Genomic DNA, 17,336 nt, shown 5'->3' on the forward strand with positions numbered 1-17,336 from the left:
CCGGTTTCCGGTGTCGAAACGCTCTGGCGTCAGGCTTTTGGCAGGGTCACGCCGCGCTGGCCCTGGTATTTGCCGCCACGGTCCTTATAGGACACTTCGCAGGCCTCGTCGGATTGCAGGAAGAGCATCTGCGCCACGCCTTCGTTGGCGTAGATCTTCGCCGGCAGGTTGGTGGTATTGGAGAACTCGAGGGTCACATGGCCTTCCCACTCCGGCTCCAGCGGAGTGACGTTGACGATGATGCCGCAACGCGCGTAGGTGCTCTTGCCCAGGCAGATGGTCAGGACGTCGCGCGGGATGCGGAAGTACTCGACGGTGCGCGCCAGGGCGAAGGAGTTCGGCGGGATGATGCAGACGTCGCTGTTGATGTCGACGAAGCTTTTCTCGTCGAAGTTCTTCGGATCGACCACCGCCGAATGGATGTTGGTGAACACCTTGAACTCGGCGGCGCAGCGCACGTCGTAGCCGTAGCTGGACACCCCGTAGGAAATCACCCGGCTGTCGTCCGCGCCGCGCACCTGGCGCTCGACGAACGGCTCGATCATGCCGTGCTCCTGAGCCATGCGGCGAATCCACTTGTCCGATTTGATGGTCATGGAGGGTGTCCTGTCGAAAGCTGCGAAAAATGATCGCGAATCTTACCGGGGCCGCCGCCCCAGGGCAAAGGCAGCCGTCGCCGACGGCTGCCCGAGCGCCTCAGTCGTCGCTGATGCTGATGTTCGGCAGGCCGACGCTGGCCCGCTCGCTGAGAACGATGCGCGCGCCGACATGGCGGGCGATTTCCTGGTAGAGCATCGCCAGTTGGCTTTCCGGGTCGGCGATCACCGTCGGCCGGCCGCTGTCGGCCTGGGTGCGGATGGCGATCGACAGCGGCATGGACGCCAGCAGCTCGACGCCGAACTGCGCCGCCAGCTTCTCGCCGCCGCCCTCGCCGAACAGGTGCTCGGCATGGCCGCAGTTGGAACAGATATGCACCGCCATGTTCTCCACCACGCCGAGCACCGGGATGTTCACCTTGCGGAACATCTCCACGCCCTTCTTCGCGTCGAGCAGCGCCAGGTCCTGCGGGGTGGTGACGATCACCGCGCCGGCCACCGGCACCTTCTGCGCCAGGGTCAGCTGGATGTCGCCGGTGCCCGGCGGCATGTCCACCACCAGGTAGTCGAGGTTGTCCCAGGCGGTCTGGGTGATCAGCTGGATCAGGGCACCGGAGACCATCGGCCCGCGCCAGACCACCGGCGTGCTGTCGTCGGTGAGGAAGGCCATCGACATCACCTGCACCCCGTGCGCCTCCAGGGGCTCGAACCACTTCTGCTCGCGGACCTTCGGCCGGGTGCCTTCCGGCAGGCCGAACATGATGCCCTGGCTGGGTCCGTAGATGTCCGCGTCGAGGATGCCCACCCGCGCACCCTCGCGGGCCAGGGCCAGGGCCAGGTTGGCGGCGGTGGTGGACTTGCCGACGCCACCCTTGCCGGAAGCCACCGCGACGATGTTCTTCACGTTGCCCATCACCTCGACCTGCGGCTGTGCCTTGTGCGGCTGGATCACGCAGTCGACCCGGACCTCGGCGCGAGCGACGCCGTCGAGCGCCTCCAGGGCCATTTGCAGGGTTTGCGCCAGGCCGTTCCTGAACAGCCCGGCGGCGTACCCCAGTTCCAGGCGCACCCGCACGCGGTCGCCCTGGATCTCCACCTCGCGCAGGCAGCCGGCGCTGACGGGGTCCTGGTTCAGATAGGGGTCCTGGTACTGGCGGAGGGTGGCTTCCACCGTTTGGCGAGTGATAGCGGACATGGGGGATTTCCTGAGGGTTAAGCGGGGAATCGATGCCGGTCATCCTACCCGAGTGGCGCGCGGATGAAAAAAAACCGCCGCTTCTTTATAGTGACCGATCCGTTTAGCTCTCAGCCGATAAGCCGAACCCATGTCCGAACCACGCAAGATCCTCGTTACCAGCGCCCTCCCCTACGCCAACGGTTCCATTCACCTGGGACACATGCTGGAGTACATCCAGACGGACATGTGGGTGCGCTTCCAGAAGATGCGTGGCAACCAGGCCGTCTACGTCTGCGCCGACGACGCCCACGGTTCGGCGATCATGCTCCGCGCCGAGCGCGAGGGCATCACCTCCGAGCAACTGATCGACGCCGTGCGCGCCGAGCACATGGGCGACTTCGCCGACTTCCTGGTGGACTTCGACAACTACCACTCGACCCACTCGGAAGAGAACCGCGAGCTGTCCAGCGCGATCTACCTGAAACTGCGCGACGCCGGGCACATCGACACCCGCCCGGTGACCCAGTACTTCGACCCGGAAAAGCAGATGTTCCTCGCCGACCGCTTCATCAAGGGCACCTGCCCGAAGTGCGGCACCGCCGACCAGTACGGCGACAACTGCGAGGCCTGCGGCGCGACCTACGCCCCGACCGAACTGAAGGACCCGAAATCGGCGATCTCCGGCGCCACTCCGGTGCTCAAGGAATCGCTGCACTACTTCTTCAAGCTGCCGGACTTCGAGGCCATGCTCAAGCAATGGACCCGCAGCGGCGCCCTTCAGGAGTCGGTGGCCAACAAGCTCGCCGAATGGCTGGACAGCGGCCTCCAGCAGTGGGACATCTCGCGCGACGCGCCGTACTTCGGCTTCGAGATTCCCGACGCTCCCGGCAAGTACTTCTACGTCTGGCTGGACGCGCCGATCGGCTACATGGCCAGCTTCAAGAACCTCTGCGCGCGGCGTCCCGAGCTGGACTTCGACGCGTTCTGGGGCAAGGACTCCAGTGCCGAGCTGTACCACTTCATCGGCAAGGACATCGTCAACTTCCACGCGCTGTTCTGGCCGGCCATGCTCGAAGGCGCCGGCTACCGCAAGCCGACCGCGCTGAACGTGCACGGCTACCTGACCGTGAACGGCCAGAAGATGTCCAAGTCGCGCGGCACCTTCGTCAAGGCGCGCACCTACCTCGACCACCTGGACCCGGAATACCTGCGCTACTACTACGCCTCCAAGCTCGGCCGCGGCGTCGAGGACCTCGACCTGAACCTCGAGGACTTCGTGCAGAAGGTCAACTCCGACCTGGTCGGCAAGGTCGTCAACATCGCCAGCCGCTGCGCCGGCTTCATCCACAAGGGCAACGCCGGCGTGCTGGTCGGCGCCGATCCTGCGCCGGAGCTGCTCGCCGCCTTCCGCGAGGCCGCACCGGGCATCGCCGAGGCCTATGAGGCCCGCGACTTCAATCGCGCCATGCGCGAGATCATGGCCCTCGCCGACCGCGCCAACGCCTGGATCGCCGAACAGGCGCCCTGGGCGCTGGCCAAGCAGGAAGGCCAGCAGGACAAGGTCCAGGCCGTCTGCGGCCTGGGCATCAACCTGTTCCGCCAGTTGGTGATCTTCCTCAAGCCGGTGCTGCCGAAGCTGGCCGCCGCCGCCGAAGCCTTCCTCAACGTCGCCCCGCTGACCTGGGCCGACCACCGGACCCTGCTGGCCAACCACCAGCTGAACCCGTTCCAGCCCCTGATGACCCGTATCGAGCCCGCGAAAGTAGAAGCCATGATCGAAGCCTCCAAGGAAGACCTCGCCGCCGCCGCATCCCAACCCGCCGGCAACGGCGAGCTGGTCAAGGAACCCATCGCCGCGGAGATCGACTTCGACGCTTTCGCCGCGGTCGACCTGCGCATCGCCCTGATCGAGAAGTGCGAATTCGTCGAAGGCGCCGACAAGCTGCTGCGCCTGTCGCTGGACATCGGCGACGCGAAGCGTAACGTGTTCTCCGGGATCAAGAGCGCGTATCCCGACCCGAGCGCCCTGGAAGGCCGCCTGACGCTCTATGTGGCCAACCTGGCGCCGCGCAAGATGAAGTTCGGGGTGTCCGAGGGCATGGTCCTGGCCGCCGGCCCGGGTGGCGAGGAGATCTACCTGCTGAGTCCGGACAGCGGTGCCAAGCCGGGCCAGCGCGTCAAGTAACGCAGACCACGAAGCCACGGAGGGCTCGATAGAATGAACGCATGGAAGCTTGCCGCCGGCGTCCTGCTGGCGGCGCTCTACGGATGCTCCGCCGAACACGCCGAAAGCGTCTCCGGCAATGCCGGTTTCCAGGGCGAGACGGGCAAACCCGGCACCGCCCTCGCCTACGAACACCGCGTCGGCATCCGCCTTTCCGCCGCGCGTATCGACGCGCAACTCGCCGCCAGCCGCGACGCCTGCAACAGCGAGCGCTTCGGCCAGTGCGACGTGCTCGCCATCGAACAACGCGGCGGTATCGGCCATTACGCCGAACTCACCGTGCGCATCGTCCCGGACGGCGTGGAGAAGCTGGTCGCGGCCGCTGCCCAGGGCGGCACGCTGGAAAGCCGGCAGACCCGCGCCGAGGACCTGGCCCAGGCGGTCGCCGACACCCGCCAGCAACGCGAGCGCCTGCAACGCGAGTACCAGACCCTGCAGCAATACCAGGGGCGCAAGGACATGAGCGTCGGCGACCTGCTGGCCCTGGCCAAGGAAATCGCCGCGGTGGAAGCCCAACTGGCCGACAACGCCCAGGCCGGCGCCCAGCAGCAGCGGCGCATCGCCACCAACCTGCTGACCCTGAGCTTCAGCAGCGAGGCGCAGCCGGACAGCCGCCTCGGCCAGCTCGCCACGGCCGCCGGGCAACTGCTCGACGACCTTGTCGATGGCACCATCGCCGCGATGAAGTTCTTCGCCTACAGCCTGCCGTTCCTCGTCGTGCTGCTGCCGCTGGGCCTGTTGCTGCGCGGCCTGTGGCGCTGGCTGCGGCGGCCCGGCAAGAACGAGGCGCGCTGAGCCCAGGCATACGGGCGGACCGGGAGGGTCCGCTCTTTCGCCCAGGACCGCCTGACGGGCCTGGCAACTCACAAGGAGGAAGACCGATGACCGCCACCAGCGACCTGATCGAGTCACTGATTTCCTATAGCTGGGACGACTGGCAGGTGACCCGCCAGGAAGCCCGCCGGGTGATCGCCGCGATCCGCAACGACAACGTGCCCGATGCGACCATCGCCGCACTCGACAAGAGCGGCTCGCTGATCAAGCTGTTCCAGCGGGTGGGCCCGCCGGAACTGGCGCGCTCGCTGATCGCCAGCATCGCCGGGCGCACCACCATGCAGCGCTACCAGGCACGCAATGCCTTGATCCGCAGCCTGATCAACAATCCCCTGGGCACCCAGACCGACAACTGGATCTACTTCCCCACCATCACTTTCTTCGACATCTGCGCCGACCTCGCCGACGCTGCCGGTCGCCTGGGCTTCGCCGCGGCCGGCGCCACCGGGGTGGCCAGCCAGGCGATCCAGGGTCCGTTCAGCGGGGTCGGCGCCACCGGCGTCAATCCGACCGACCTGCCGTCCATTGCCTTCGGCGACCAGCTCAAGCTGCTCAACAAGGACCCGGCGACCGTCACCAAGTACAGCAACCCGCTCGGCGACCTGGGCGCCTACCTGAGCCAACTGTCGCCGCAAGACAAGCTGAACCAGGCACAGACGCTGGTCGGCCAGCCGATCAGCACGCTGTTCCCCGACGCCTATCCGGGCAACCCGCCGTCGCGGGCCAAGGTCATGTCCGCGGCTGCGCGCAAGTACGACCTGACGCCGCAACTGATCGGCGCGATCATCCTCGCCGAGCAGCGTGACCAGACCCGCGACGAAGACGCCAAGGACTATCAGGCGGCAGTCAGCATCAAGAGCGCCAACACCTCCATCGGCCTCGGCCAGGTGGTGGTCTCCACCGCGATCAAGTACGAGCTGTTCACCGACCTGCTCGGCCAGCCGGTGCGCCGCGGCCTGTCGCGCAAGGCGGTCGCCACCCTGCTGGCTTCCGACGAATTCAACATCTTCGCCACCGCCCGTTACATCCGCTACGTCGCCAACCTGGCGTCGCAACAGGACCTGCGCAAGCTGCCGAAGACCCGCGGCGCATTTCCCTCCATCGATCTCCGCGCCTACGCCGGCAATCCGCGCAACTGGCCGCGGGACAATGTCCGCGCGCTGGCCTCGGAATACACCTCGCGGCCCTGGGACGACAACCTGTCGCCGGGCTGGCCGATGTTCGTCGACGATGCCTACGCCACCTTCCTCGACCCTGGAATGAGGTTCCCATGAAGACAGTCGCCCTGATTCTCGCCAGCCTCGCCCTGCTGGCCTGCACCGCGGAGTCCGGGGTGGACTTCGACAAGACCCTGACCCACCCGAACGGCCTGGTGGTGGAGCGCCCCGTCGGCTTCGACGCGCGGCGCAGCGCCGAGGGCTTCCGCTTCGACGAAGGCGGCAAGCTGCGCAACCCACGCCAACTGGAGGTCCAGCGCCGGGACGCGCCGCCCCCGCCCGACCTGGCGAGCAGGCGCCTGGGCGACGGCGAGGCGCGCTACAAGGTAGAGGAAGACGACGGCGGCTCCGCCGGCAGCGAATACCGCCTGTGGGCAGCCAAGCCGGCGGGCGCGCGGTGGATCGTGGTCAGCGCCAGCGAGCAGAGCGAGGATGGCGAACCGACCTTCGCCCTGGCCTGGGCGCTGCTGGAGCGGGCCAGGTTGCAATAGAACCGCTCTCTGCGGAGTGCCGGACGCTCCGTGGAACCTCCGTCGATCCGGGCGGAGCAGCATCCTGCTCGGGTTGCGGTAGCGCTTTTTCGCTCAGTCTGCGCCCATCGGATTTTCCCTGACATATTTTGTTTCATAGTACTGAGACTCAGGCGCGCCGCGGTTTTCCGGCGATGTGCGCAACAATTTGCACAGTTTTTTTGACGTAGCATCCGCGCGATCACGCACTTCGGATCGAGCACGGCGAACAGGGACGCCAGCCGTGCAGGTTTTTCGAGAAACAGGGGACAGCGGATGTTCAACCCGGCCAACCAGACCCACTTCAGCCTCAGCCTCGACGGCCTCCGTCACGACCTGCAGGTTCTCGAATTCAGCGGCCACGAAGGCATCAGCCGGCCCTACCGCTTCGAACTCGAACTGGTCAGCGAGCGCGCCGGCCTCGACCTCGAAGCGCTCATGCACCGACCCGCCTTCCTCGCCTTCACCCCGCAGGGCCAGGGCGTCCACGGGCTGGTCTACGGCGCCGCCCAGGCCGACGCGGGCAAGCGCCTGACCCGCTATCGCCTCACCCTCGTGCCGCAACTGGCCTACCTCGCGCAGCGCAGCAACCAGCGGATCTTCCAGCACCTCACGGTGCCGCAGATCGTCGCCCTGATCCTCGAGGAGCACGGCATCCTCGCCGACGCCTACCGCTTCCAGCTCGGCACCCGGTATCCCGAACGCGAATACTGCGTGCAGTACGACGAAAGCGACCTGCATTTCGTCCAGCGCCTCTGTGCCGAAGAGGGCATCCATTTCCATTTCCGGCACAGCACCGAGGCGCACCTGCTGGTGTTCGGCGACGACCAGACGGTGTTCCCCCGCCTGGGCCGTCCCACCGCCTACGTGCACGACAGCGGGCTGGTCGCCGACGAACCGGTGATCAAGCGCTTCAGCCTGCGCCTGGCCAGCCGCACCACGCGCACCACTCGCCGCGACTACGACTTCGAGAAGCCGCGGCTGCTGCTGGAGGCCGGCAATCGCCCCGCTGCCGACGCCCCGGCCGAGCCGGACCTGGAGGACTACGACTACCCCGGTCGCTTCGTCGATCGCCAGCGCGGCAAGCTGCTCAGCCAGCGCGCCCTGGAGCGGCACCGCGCCGACCGGCGCCTGGGCGAAGGGGTCAGCGACCAGCCGCTGCTGGTCAGCGGGCATTTCCTGGAGATCGCCGAGCACCCGCGCGCGGAGTGGAACGACCTGTGGCTGCTCAGCGAAGTCTTCCACGAAGGCAAGCAGCCGCAGGTGCTGGAAGAGAACGTTACCTCCGACACGTCGGCCAGCACGGACGACTTCCAGCAGGGCTACCGCAACCGCTTCCTCGCCACGCCCTGGGAGGTGTTCTTCCGCCCGCCGCTGGAGCACCCGAAGCCGCGCGTGCTGGGCAGCCAGACCGCGGTGGTGACCGGCCCGCCAGGCGAGGAAATCCACTGCGACCGCTACGGCCGGGTCAGGGTGCAGTTCCACTGGGACCGCGAGGGCCAGGGCGACGACAAGAGCAGTTGCTGGCTGCGCGTAGCCAGCGGTTGGGCCGGCAACGGCTATGGCGGCATCGTCATTCCGCGGGTCGGCATGGAAGTGCTGGTGGACTTCCTCGAAGGCGATCCCGACCAGCCGCTGGTCAGCGGCTGCGTCTACCACGCCGCCCACCCGGTGCCCTACGAGTTGCCGGCGAACCAGACCCGCAGCGTCTTCAAGAGCCTCAGCAGCCCTGGCGGCGGTGGCTACAACGAGCTGCGCATCGAGGATCGCAAGGGCCAGGAACAGATCTTCGTCCATGCCCAGCGCGACTGGGACGAGAACATCGAGCACGACCAGAAGATCCGCGTCGGCCACGAACGCCACGACACCGTGGAGGCGAACAGCTACAGCGAGTTCAAGGCCGAGGAGCATCACACCGTGCACGGAGAGCGCAAGGTCGAGCTGAAGGCCGATGACCATCTGACGGTCGGCGACAGCCAGCACGTGAAGCTCGGTCGTGCCTACCTGGCCAGGGCCGGGCGCGAGATCCACCTGAAGGCCGGGCAGAAGATGGTGATCGAGGCCGACAGCGAACTGACGGTGAAGGCCGGCGGCAGCTTCATCCGGCTTGACGCAAGCGGCATCGCCATCAGCGGCCCGCTGGCACGGATCAATGCAGGCGGCGCACCGGGAAGCGGCTCGGGGATCGCGATCAAGATGCCGTTGACGCCGGGGGCGGCGGACGCCGATGTCGCAGGACGCCCGCTACAACCCGCCAACGCCGGTCTCCACGCCAGCGATCCGAAGCAGAACGGCGAATACCGCTTCGATATCCGTTTGCAGGATATTCCCGGAGACGAAGGATTCCCCTTGATTCATACGCCCTGGCGCATCGTCCAGGGTAAGGAGCACAACCTGGTATTGGAAGGCGAGAGCGACGAGAAGGGACGGTTGGTGCTGGACGACACTCAACAGCGTCAGCTATCGAACGCCTGCGAGCGTGCGCCTGGCGATGTCTGGCTGGTGTATCCGGGGCAACGAATAGGCATCCGTCCGCATCGGGAGCGTGAGGGTTGGGACGCCACGCGCCACGCGCTGGGCGCGCTGGACTTCCATGACACCCTGGGCGGCCAGCGCGCGCCCACCCCGCTCGAACACCAGCGCGGCAAGCTCGACAGTTGCTGCGAAGGCGACCTTTATTCCCACCTACTGGCCAAGGACTGATCCATGTTGCAGAAGAAGCCCTACAACGGCCTCCACGAAAAGGAACTCAACCAGATCAACCAGCAGGATGGCAGCCCCTGCGTAGCCATTTCCGCACCGGGCTGTTTCATCAAGGGGTCCAACCTCTTTTCCGAAAAGCGGGCCGGTAACCGGGTCCGCTTCTTCACCACCGGCCGGGACTACTTCAGCGACCTGGCCAGCGCCCTCGACAGCGCCAGTTCGAGCATCTTCATCACCGGCTGGCAGGTCAACTACGACGTCCTCCTCGACGGCCGCCGCAGCCTCTGGCAGTGCCTGCGCCAGGCGCTGGAGCGCTCGCCCGCGCTGAAGGTCTACGTGATGCCCTGGCTCAGCCCTTCCGGCAGCCTCGGCACCTATGACTTCGAAACCATGCTCGCGGTGTTCCAGCTCAACGCCGGACTCGAGGGCGGCGCGCGCGCCTTCTGTACGCCGGCGATCCAGCAGAGCGACATGCAGGGACTGGGCGTCGCCTTCTCCCACCACCAGAAATCCGTGGTGATCGACAACCGCATCGGCTATGTCGGCGGGATCGACCTTGCCTATGGCCGTCGCGACGACAACGATTTCAGCCTCGACGCCTCCGGGCGCCGGGGCAACGACGCCTATAATCCCGGCCTACCGCATCTTGGCTGGATGGCGGAGGACGAACACGTCAGCTCCATGGGCCTGATGATGGCCACCCTGTTCGACCTTTCCAGGCCGCTCGCCAGCCTGACGCTGCATGCGCCCACCCTTCGCCTGTCGCCCTTCCCGCACATCGCCGCCAGCGACGAACCGCTGCTGAGCATTCCCCTCGCACCCAGCCGCGCCCGCGCCCTCAACGGCGCCGCCTACCTTTCCGACCTGTTCCGCAGCCCGATGCTGCCCTCCCTGCAATGGCTCGGCCGCGCCTACAACAGCTCGAAAGAAGGCCTGGACGAAGGCTTCGAACGGCTCGATGCGCTCAGGCGGCAGATGGTCGCCAGCAGCATCCGCGCCATTGCCAACCTGATCGCCGACAACCTCGACGCCCTGCCCATCGAGCCTGAACTCGAACGCCGCCTGCGCGCCTGGCTGGAGGAACTGCGCACGGCCGCGCTCAACCTGCCGGAAGCCCTGCGGATCAAGAGCCTGCTCCTGATCAACCAGTGGATGAGCGAAACCGAACTGGGCCAGGTCCTGACCCTGATCAGCGGCAAGGGCTTCGAAGATATCCCGCAGAACCTGAGCGGCAAGGCCGGCGAGTTGGCCGGCTCGCTGTTCTGGACACTCCACAGGCTGTTGCAGGCTCGCGCCGGAGGCCACCAGCAACCCTATCGCTACCTGGACGAAGCGCCTCAGCCATTGGCCTCGCCGGACAACGCCCGGCTGGCCGCCGACCAGCCGCGCATGCCCTGGCAGGATGTGCATTGCCGCATCGAAGGGCCGTCGGTGTACGACCTGGCGCGCAACTTCATCGACCGCTGGAACGGCCAGCAGGCCTACCTGGCCAAGACGCCGGCGCTACAGGATACGGCGCTGGTACGCAGCGCCCTGGAAGCCGTGATGAAGTGGCTGAACAGCCTGGCCGCCGCCGCGGGATTGGAGAACTACCTGGACGAGAAGCGCAACCTCCGGCTCGAACTGGACCCACCCACGCCCTGCTGGATCAACGCGCCGGAACAGTTGCCGCAAGAGCCGGAGGTGCGCCGCGGCGGCATGACCGTACAGGTACTGCGCAGCGCCGCGGCGCGCATGCTCGAACAGGAGCAGGCCGGCCGCCTCGGCGCGGGAGTGAACCTGCCTTTGCAGGTCGGCGTCTCCACCGAAGGAGTCCAGAGCAACTGCAAGGACGCCATGCTCCTGGCGATTTCCGGGGCGCAGCAGTTCATCTATATCGAGAACCAGTTCTTCCAGAGCGAGTTCGGCAAGGAAGGCGAAGTTTTCAAGGATCTGCCCCTTTCAGGCCCCATGGCCAGTCTGCGCGACGTTGGCAGCCTGCGACGCGACTTCGTCGTCCGGATACGCTTGGAGGAAGCCCTGGAGCAGCGCGACCTCTGGCTGCTGGACTGGGCCGAAGTGGAGAAGATCGCCCAGGAGCCTGGCACCGAGGCCCGCCAGTTCCTCAAGTCGATGCTCGCCATGTGGGGCGTGAACGCCCAGGGCTGGCTCACCCACAAGCTCGGCGAGGCCCAGCACGGCCTGCTCAACGAGATCGGCGAAGCCCTGGCGCGGCGCATCGAACGGGCCATCCAGCGCGAGCACCCGTTCCACGTCTACCTGGTCCTGCCGGTGCACCCGGAGGGCGCGCTGAACGTGCCGAACATCATGCACCAGGTGCACCTGACCCAGCAGAGCCTGGTGTTCGGCGAACAGAGCCTGGTCAAGCGCATTCAGCGGCAGATGGCGCTCAAGGCCCTGGAAGGCAAGTCCGACCCGGCCCAGGCCCGGGAAATCATCGAGCGCAAGGACGCTCGCGGTCGCCCGGTCTACGAACAGCAGGACTGGAGCCGCTACCTGACCCTGCTCAACCTGCGCACCTGGGCGGTGCTCGGCGGGCGGGTGGTCACCGAACAGATCTACGTGCACAGCAAGCTGCTGATCGCCGACGACCGGGTGGCCATCCTCGGCAGCGCCAATATCAACGACCGCAGCCTGCAAGGCGAGCGCGACTCCGAGCTGGCGGTGATGGTGCGCGACAGCGAGCCGCTGACGGTCAGGCTGGACGGCAAGAACGACGCCATCGTCGGCAAGGCCATCCACCAGTTGCGGGTGAATTTGTGGAAGAAGCATTTTGGCTTGAGCCAGGGGCCAGGCGGTTTCGTCAAGCCGGCCAGCGAGTTGAGTGCTTATCTGTCCATCCCGGCGGCTCAAGAGGCCTGGGAAGCTATACAAACATTAGCCAAGGAGAATACTCGTGCCTATGAACGGACTTTCAATTTTATTCCCCAAAATATCAGCCAGACTCAACTGCAACTGACTCCAGAGCCGCCTAAAGGATTTGAGGACGGATTTCCCGCCTCCATATGGCCAACCTGGGCATACAGAAAACCTGGCGAGTTAAGGGCGGGCGGACAACTGATGGAGCCGATGCCATATCAGGAAATCTTCTGGCGCTCATCTAATCTCACTTCGGTGAAAACCTTCCCACCACCCAACGGGGTTTCCGGTTTCATCACGGCTCTACCAACCAGTTGGACCCGTGGTGAGCGCAATGATTCTGGCTTGAATCTAAGCATCCTGGCACATCAGGACAGCAGATCGCTTCCCACCCAGGTCGCCATGAATGGAGATAGCTCGGCACAAGGAAAGCATCGCACATGAAAAGGGTTTTGATGGGTCTTATCCTATTGAGCAGCTCGAATATAACTTGGGCAGAAGCCCCCTCAAGTAAATACCAGGAGTGTCTGGGTCGAATGACCTTCGAGATACCGGAGGAGATGGAGTGGGCAACTTATGATGCCTCACGAGTCTGGCAGATATCCAAAGGGGGGGGGCATAACTTTACCGCCGAGGTGACCGCCGTAGGTGACAACGGCAGCTATGACTACGACAGTATGATTTTTTACGTTTCCGAAAAGGTTGATAAAAATGAATTCCATAACGCCTCAAACTACATAAAAGGAACAGCAGAAATATACCAAGACCATCTTAGAGAAAACATAAAACTAGATAAGAAAGCAATAAGTACGCTCCAAAAAAACAAGAGCGAAGAGAAAAGTATTGAACGGATAAAAAAAGGAATCGCAGAAATGGAGGCCAAGATTCCTCTCGCCAAGATCTACGAACACGATCTCGGCATCCCCGACTCCCATATCCTTGGCAGCAAGAATATCCCCTTCCATGTCCTGCTCTGGCGCAACCAGCGGGTCTATTACTTCACCTTCTCCAAGCCGACCGAGAACTCCGCCCAGCGCATCAAGGACCTAATCGCCCGTTTCCGCACCCGCGAGCTTTACGAAGTGCCGAACGAACCGGGCATCTGCTTCCCCTACGGCTTTATCGCCGACGACGGCAAGACCGCCTACGAACTGAAGAACAGCCTGCGTTTCACCCGCACGCCCAACGTGATCTTCAGCCTGCTCACCGCCTCGGCCAACGATCCCTGGCAGACCCGTCCCACCAGCGGCCTCTACGACAGCGACTTCCGTCCCGGCTACGACCGGCAGAAATGGAAAAAAAGCGCGCTGCTCGACAGCCTCCACATCGGCAAGCGCCTGGCCGCCTTCGAAGGCTGGCGCCTCGACCCGCGCCCCGACTCCGGCGAACGGGAACGCGCCTGGTTCGGCCTGGCCCATACAGGCGGCACCCTCGATCCGCTGGTAGCGATCCAGGTGCAGACCTTCCAGAAAGGCACCGACGACCTCACCGACTACACCCCGCCCCCCGAAGAAGTACTGCCCCGCCTGAAGGCCCTGAGCCAAAGCATCGAGCAGCGGCTGGCGCGCTGAAACCCACATCGCGGGCACTTGCACGAGCCTCCGCCATGGACCATGGGTCCTGGCGGCGCCTGCGACTGACTGGGTTGCCATGCCAAACTGCGAAGGTACGCTAGCCTTGCAGGGCAATCCCACCCGATAATAGGGGATTTCCCCGACGGCCCCGGCCCTGCAACGAATGCTTCGCGTATGACTGAACTCGCCCTGATCCTGGTCAGTGCCATCCTGGTCAACAACTTTGTCCTGGTGCAGTTCCTCGGCCTGTGCCCGTTCATGGGCGTGTCGCGGAAGATCGAGACGGCCATCGGCCTGTCCCTCGCCACCACCTTCGTCCTGACCCTGGCGGCGATGTGCAGCCATATCCTGCAACGCTACGTGCTGCGCCCGCTGGACCTGGAGTACCTGCGCACCATCGGCTTCATCCTGGTGATCGCGGTGGTGGTGCAGTTCACCGAGATGCTGGTGAAGAAGACCAGCCCGCTGCTGTACCGGGTGCTCGGCATCTTCCTGCCGCTGATCACCACCAATTGCATCGTCCTCGGCGTCGCCCTGCTCAACGCCAACAAGGCTGAATACGGCTTCCTCCAGGCCACTACCCAGGGCTTCGGCGCCGGGCTGGGCTTTTCCCTGGTGCTGGTGCTGTTCGCCGCCCTGCGCGAGCGCATCGCCATCGCCGACGTGCCGGCGCCGTTCCGCGGCGCGGCCATCGGCATGATCACCGCCGGCCTGATGTCGCTGGCGTTCATGGGCTTCAGCGGGTTGGTCCGGCCATGAACGGCGTGTTCCTGGCGATCGGCGCGCTGCTGCCGATCTGCCTGGCCGGCGGTGCGCTGCTCGGCTATGCGGCGGTGCGCTTCCGCGTCCAGGGCGACCCGGTCGCCGAGCAGGTCAACGCCCTGTTGCCGCAGACCCAGTGCGGCCAGTGTGGCTACCCCGGCTGCAAGCCCTACGCCGAGGCGATCGCCGCCGGCGACAAGATCAACAAGTGCCCGCCGGGCGGCGAAGCGACCATCCGCGCCCTCGCCGACCTGCTCGACCTGGAGCCCGAGCCGCTCGACGCCGCCGAGGAAACCCCGCCGCGGGTAGCCTACATCCGCGAGGCCGAATGCATCGGCTGCACCAAGTGCATCCAGGCCTGCCCGGTGGACGCCATCGTCGGCGCCGCACGGCTGATGCACACGGTGATCGCCGACGAATGCACCGGTTGCGACCTGTGCCTGGAGCCCTGTCCGGTGGACTGCATCGAGATGCGCGAAACCCCAGACGACGTGCGCCACTGGAAATGGCCGCAGCCGTCGCCGCGACTGATCGCCAGCGACCGGGAGCGAGCGGCATGAGCGCCCTGCACGCCTTCCCCGGTGGCCTCTGCCTGCCGGCCAACAAGGAGCGCTCCACCGCCCTGCCGATCCAGCAGGCGCCGCTGGCGCAGCGCTACATCGTGCCGCTCGGCCAGCACATGGGCGCGCCGGCGCGGCCTTGCGTGGAAGTCGGCCAGGCCGTGCTCAAAGGCCAGACCATCGCCCTCCCGGACGGCACCGTCAGCGCCGCGCTGCATGCCCCGACCTCGGGGACCGTGGTGGCGATCGGCGCACACCCCTATCCGCATGCCTCCGGTCTTCCCGCGCCGGCCATCGTCATCGCCAGCGACGGCCTGGAGCGCTGGACCGAGCTGCATCCCTGCCCGGACTTCCGCGCCGAAAGCCCGCTGGCGCTGCTCGAACGTATCCGCGCGGCCGGCATCGGCGGTCTCGGCGGCGCCGGCTTCCCCACCGCCGCCAAGCTCGCCGCGCGCCCGGCGGACAAGATCCATACGCTGGTGGTGAACGGCGCCGAATGCGAGCCCTACATCAGCGCCGACGACCTGCTCATGCGCGAGCGCGCCACGCAGGTGCTGAGCGGCATCGATATCCTGGTGCAGATCCTGCGCCCCGAAGAGGTGCTGGTCGGCATCGAGGACGACAAGCCGGAAGCCATCGCCGCCCTCGGCGCCGCCCTCGGTGAACGGCCCTATCGCATCGTCGCCCTGCCGACCCGCTATCCCTCGGGCGGCGAGCGCCAGCTGATCCAGTTGCTCACCGGCAGGGAAGTCCCCGCGGACGGCCTGCCGGCGGACATCGGCATCCTGTGCCAGAACGTCGGCACCCTGGCCGCCGTGCACGATGCCGTCGTCCTCGGTCGGCCGCTGATCTCGCGGATCACCACCCTCGCCGGCGGCGCCCTGGAGCGGCCGATGAACGTCGAGGCGCTGATCGGCACGCCGGTGCACGAGCTGCTGGCGTTCGCCGGCCTCGCCGAGGGACGCCTGGAACGCGTGCTGATGGGCGGGCCGATGATGGGCTTCGCCCTGCCCGATCTCTCGGTGCCGCTGATCAAGACCTGCAACTGCCTGCTCGCCGGCGATGCCACGGAGCTGCCGGAACCAGTGCCGGCCATGCCCTGTATCCGCTGCGGCGACTGCGCCCGGGTCTGCCCCGTCAGCCTGCTGCCACAACAACTGCATTTCTTCGCCCTGGGCGACGAGCACGAGCAATTGCTCGCCCACAACCTGTTCGATTGCATCGAATGCGGCGCCTGCGCCTACGTCTGCCCGTCGAGCATTCCCTTGGTGCAGTACTACCGCGCGTCCAAGGCGGAAATCCGCGAGCAGCGGCAGAAGCTGCTGAAGGCCGAACAGTCCCGCGAGCGTTTCGAGCAACGCCAGGCTCGCCTGCGCCGCGACGAGGAACGCCGGGCCGCAGAACGCGCCCAACGCGCCGAGAAGGCCGCGCGGGCGCGCGCCGCCCAGACCGAGCGCGAGGAAGCCGCCCCCGCCACGGCGGTCGACCCGGTGCAGGCGGCGATCGAGCGGGCCAGGGCGCGCAAGCAGGCCGGTAGCGGCAGCGAACGGCTGAAACGGCTGAAGATCGAAGCGAGCATGGCGCGGGTGGCCCTGAAGAAGGCCGAGAAACAGTTGCTCAGCCACGACACCCCGGAACAGCACGGCCTGGTCGCGGAACTGCGCGCCGCCGCCGAGGCCTCCGACAAGGCCCTGGCCGATGCCGAAGCCTGCCTGCCGCGCGACCTACCCAGCGCACCGCCTGCCGCGCTCGACGACGAAGCCGAACTGAAGAAGGCCAAGGCCCAGGCCGCCATGGCCCGCGCCCAGCTCAAGCGCTCGGAAAAGGCCTTCGGCGAAGCGCCCGGCGCCGAACAGCGGGCGACCCTCGACGAACTGCGCGCCGAGGTCGAGCGTTGCGAAACCACCCTGGTCCGCCTCGAGCGTCACGCGCCGAAGCCCGCGGCGCCCCGCGACGACGGCCAGGCGGCGCTGAAGCGTGCGAAGATCGCCCTGGTCGGCAAGCGCGCGGCCTTGAAGAAGGCCGAGCAGGCCGGGGTGATGGACAGCGAGCTGGAACGCCTGCGCGGCGAGCTGCAAGCCGCCGAGCGCGACCTGCATGCCGCCGAGGACGCCTGCGGCAAGCCGGCGCCGGAGCTGGTGCGGATCGACAAGCGCCCGGTCGACCCACGCACCCGCGAGCTGAAGACCGAGCTGGCCTACGCCCGCGCCGCCCTGAAGAAGCTCGAACGCCTGGCGAACGCCGACCCCGCCGCACTCGCCGCCGCCCGCGCGCGCCTGAGCGCCGCCGAGCGCGCCCTGACCGAACACGGTACGGAGTGA

At 66.3% G+C, this 17,336-nt stretch carries 12 protein-coding genes; 10 read left to right on the forward strand and 2 right to left on the reverse strand.

Annotation, left to right across the window (positions count from 1 at the left end; genetic code table 11):
- Positions 1-29: 29 nt before the first annotated feature.
- Together dcd and apbC are read right to left on the reverse strand one after the other, a co-directional pair.
- A complete protein-coding gene (gene dcd, locus AC4OR5_RS02630; protein ID WP_003092017.1) occupies positions 30-596 on the reverse strand; it encodes a dCTP deaminase in 567 nt (188 codons plus the stop codon).
- 100 nt (positions 597-696) lie between these two features.
- Positions 697-1,791 (reverse strand): iron-sulfur cluster carrier protein ApbC, encoded by a 1,095-nt coding sequence (gene apbC, locus AC4OR5_RS02635; protein WP_003092020.1) that lies wholly within the window; start codon positions 1,789-1,791, stop codon positions 697-699.
- 130 nt (positions 1,792-1,921) lie between these two features.
- Here apbC and metG point away from each other — a divergent pair, with 130 nt between their 5' ends.
- The 10 genes from metG to rsxC all read left to right on the forward strand — a co-directional run bounded on the left by metG (position 1,922) and on the right by rsxC (position 17,336).
- Positions 1,922-3,958 carry a methionine--tRNA ligase gene (gene metG / locus AC4OR5_RS02640; protein ID WP_003092021.1) on the forward strand — a complete coding sequence of 679 codons (2,037 nt, stop codon included), beginning with the start codon at positions 1,922-1,924 and terminating at the stop codon, positions 3,956-3,958.
- A 33-nt stretch (positions 3,959-3,991) separates the two neighbouring features.
- Positions 3,992-4,792 carry a DUF4349 domain-containing protein gene (locus tag AC4OR5_RS02645; protein ID WP_003138174.1) on the forward strand — a complete coding sequence of 267 codons (801 nt, stop codon included), beginning with the start codon at positions 3,992-3,994 and terminating at the stop codon, positions 4,790-4,792.
- An 86-nt stretch (positions 4,793-4,878) separates the two neighbouring features.
- Positions 4,879-6,105, forward strand: coding sequence for a type VI secretion system effector muramidase Tse3 (tse3, locus tag AC4OR5_RS02650; protein WP_003092026.1), 1,227 nt, complete (start codon positions 4,879-4,881; stop codon positions 6,103-6,105).
- Positions 6,102-6,539 (forward strand): T6SS effector muramidase immunity protein Tsi3, encoded by a 438-nt coding sequence (gene tsi3 / locus AC4OR5_RS02655; RefSeq protein ID WP_003092029.1) that lies wholly within the window; start codon positions 6,102-6,104, stop codon positions 6,537-6,539. Before tse3 ends, tsi3 begins: the two co-directional genes overlap by 4 nt.
- Before the next feature lie 294 nt (positions 6,540-6,833).
- Positions 6,834-9,260: a type VI secretion system Vgr family protein gene (locus AC4OR5_RS02660; RefSeq protein WP_023127283.1), complete on the forward strand. Its 2,427-nt coding sequence runs from the start codon at positions 6,834-6,836 to the stop codon at positions 9,258-9,260.
- A 3-nt stretch (positions 9,261-9,263) separates the two neighbouring features.
- A complete protein-coding gene (pldA, locus tag AC4OR5_RS02665) occupies positions 9,264-12,563 on the forward strand; it encodes a phospholipase D (protein WP_003092035.1) in 3,300 nt (1,099 codons plus the stop codon).
- Between the two features lie 428 nt (positions 12,564-12,991).
- Positions 12,992-13,690 (forward strand): T6SS immunity protein Tli4 family protein, encoded by a 699-nt coding sequence (locus AC4OR5_RS02670; protein ID WP_003109999.1) that lies wholly within the window; start codon positions 12,992-12,994, stop codon positions 13,688-13,690.
- 177 nt (positions 13,691-13,867) lie between these two features.
- Positions 13,868-14,452 (forward strand): electron transport complex subunit RsxA, encoded by a 585-nt coding sequence (gene rsxA / locus AC4OR5_RS02675; RefSeq protein WP_003092041.1) that lies wholly within the window; start codon positions 13,868-13,870, stop codon positions 14,450-14,452.
- A complete protein-coding gene (rsxB, locus tag AC4OR5_RS02680) occupies positions 14,449-15,015 on the forward strand; it encodes an electron transport complex subunit RsxB (protein WP_003092043.1) in 567 nt (188 codons plus the stop codon). The genes rsxA and rsxB overlap by 4 nt, the downstream gene beginning before the upstream one ends.
- Positions 15,012-17,336 (forward strand): electron transport complex subunit RsxC, encoded by a 2,325-nt coding sequence (gene rsxC, locus AC4OR5_RS02685; RefSeq protein WP_058161208.1) that lies wholly within the window; start codon positions 15,012-15,014, stop codon positions 17,334-17,336. Before rsxB ends, rsxC begins: the two co-directional genes overlap by 4 nt.

The sequence above is a fragment of the Pseudomonas sp. YA1 genome, from assembly GCF_058680555.1.

What these genes read in the sequence shown, in the direction of transcription:
- dcd (WP_003092017.1), bottom strand. Translation starts at nt 596, where the DNA reads ATGACCATCAAATCGGACAAGTGGATTCGCCGCATGGCTCAGGAGCAC.
- AC4OR5_RS02645 (WP_003138174.1), top strand. Translation starts at nt 3,992, where the DNA reads ATGAACGCATGGAAGCTTGCCGCCGGCGTCCTGCTGGCGGCGCTCTAC.
- rsxC (WP_058161208.1), top strand. Translation starts at nt 15,012, where the DNA reads ATGAGCGCCCTGCACGCCTTCCCCGGTGGCCTCTGCCTGCCGGCCAAC.
- rsxA (WP_003092041.1), top strand. Translation starts at nt 13,868, where the DNA reads ATGACTGAACTCGCCCTGATCCTGGTCAGTGCCATCCTGGTCAACAAC.
- tse3 (WP_003092026.1), top strand. Translation starts at nt 4,879, where the DNA reads ATGACCGCCACCAGCGACCTGATCGAGTCACTGATTTCCTATAGCTGG.
- AC4OR5_RS02660 (WP_023127283.1), top strand. Translation starts at nt 6,834, where the DNA reads ATGTTCAACCCGGCCAACCAGACCCACTTCAGCCTCAGCCTCGACGGC.
- AC4OR5_RS02670 (WP_003109999.1), top strand. Translation starts at nt 12,992, where the DNA reads ATGGAGGCCAAGATTCCTCTCGCCAAGATCTACGAACACGATCTCGGC.
- apbC (WP_003092020.1), bottom strand. Translation starts at nt 1,791, where the DNA reads ATGTCCGCTATCACTCGCCAAACGGTGGAAGCCACCCTCCGCCAGTAC.
- rsxB (WP_003092043.1), top strand. Translation starts at nt 14,449, where the DNA reads ATGAACGGCGTGTTCCTGGCGATCGGCGCGCTGCTGCCGATCTGCCTG.
- tsi3 (WP_003092029.1), top strand. Translation starts at nt 6,102, where the DNA reads ATGAAGACAGTCGCCCTGATTCTCGCCAGCCTCGCCCTGCTGGCCTGC.
- metG (WP_003092021.1), top strand. Translation starts at nt 1,922, where the DNA reads ATGTCCGAACCACGCAAGATCCTCGTTACCAGCGCCCTCCCCTACGCC.
- pldA (WP_003092035.1), top strand. Translation starts at nt 9,264, where the DNA reads ATGTTGCAGAAGAAGCCCTACAACGGCCTCCACGAAAAGGAACTCAAC.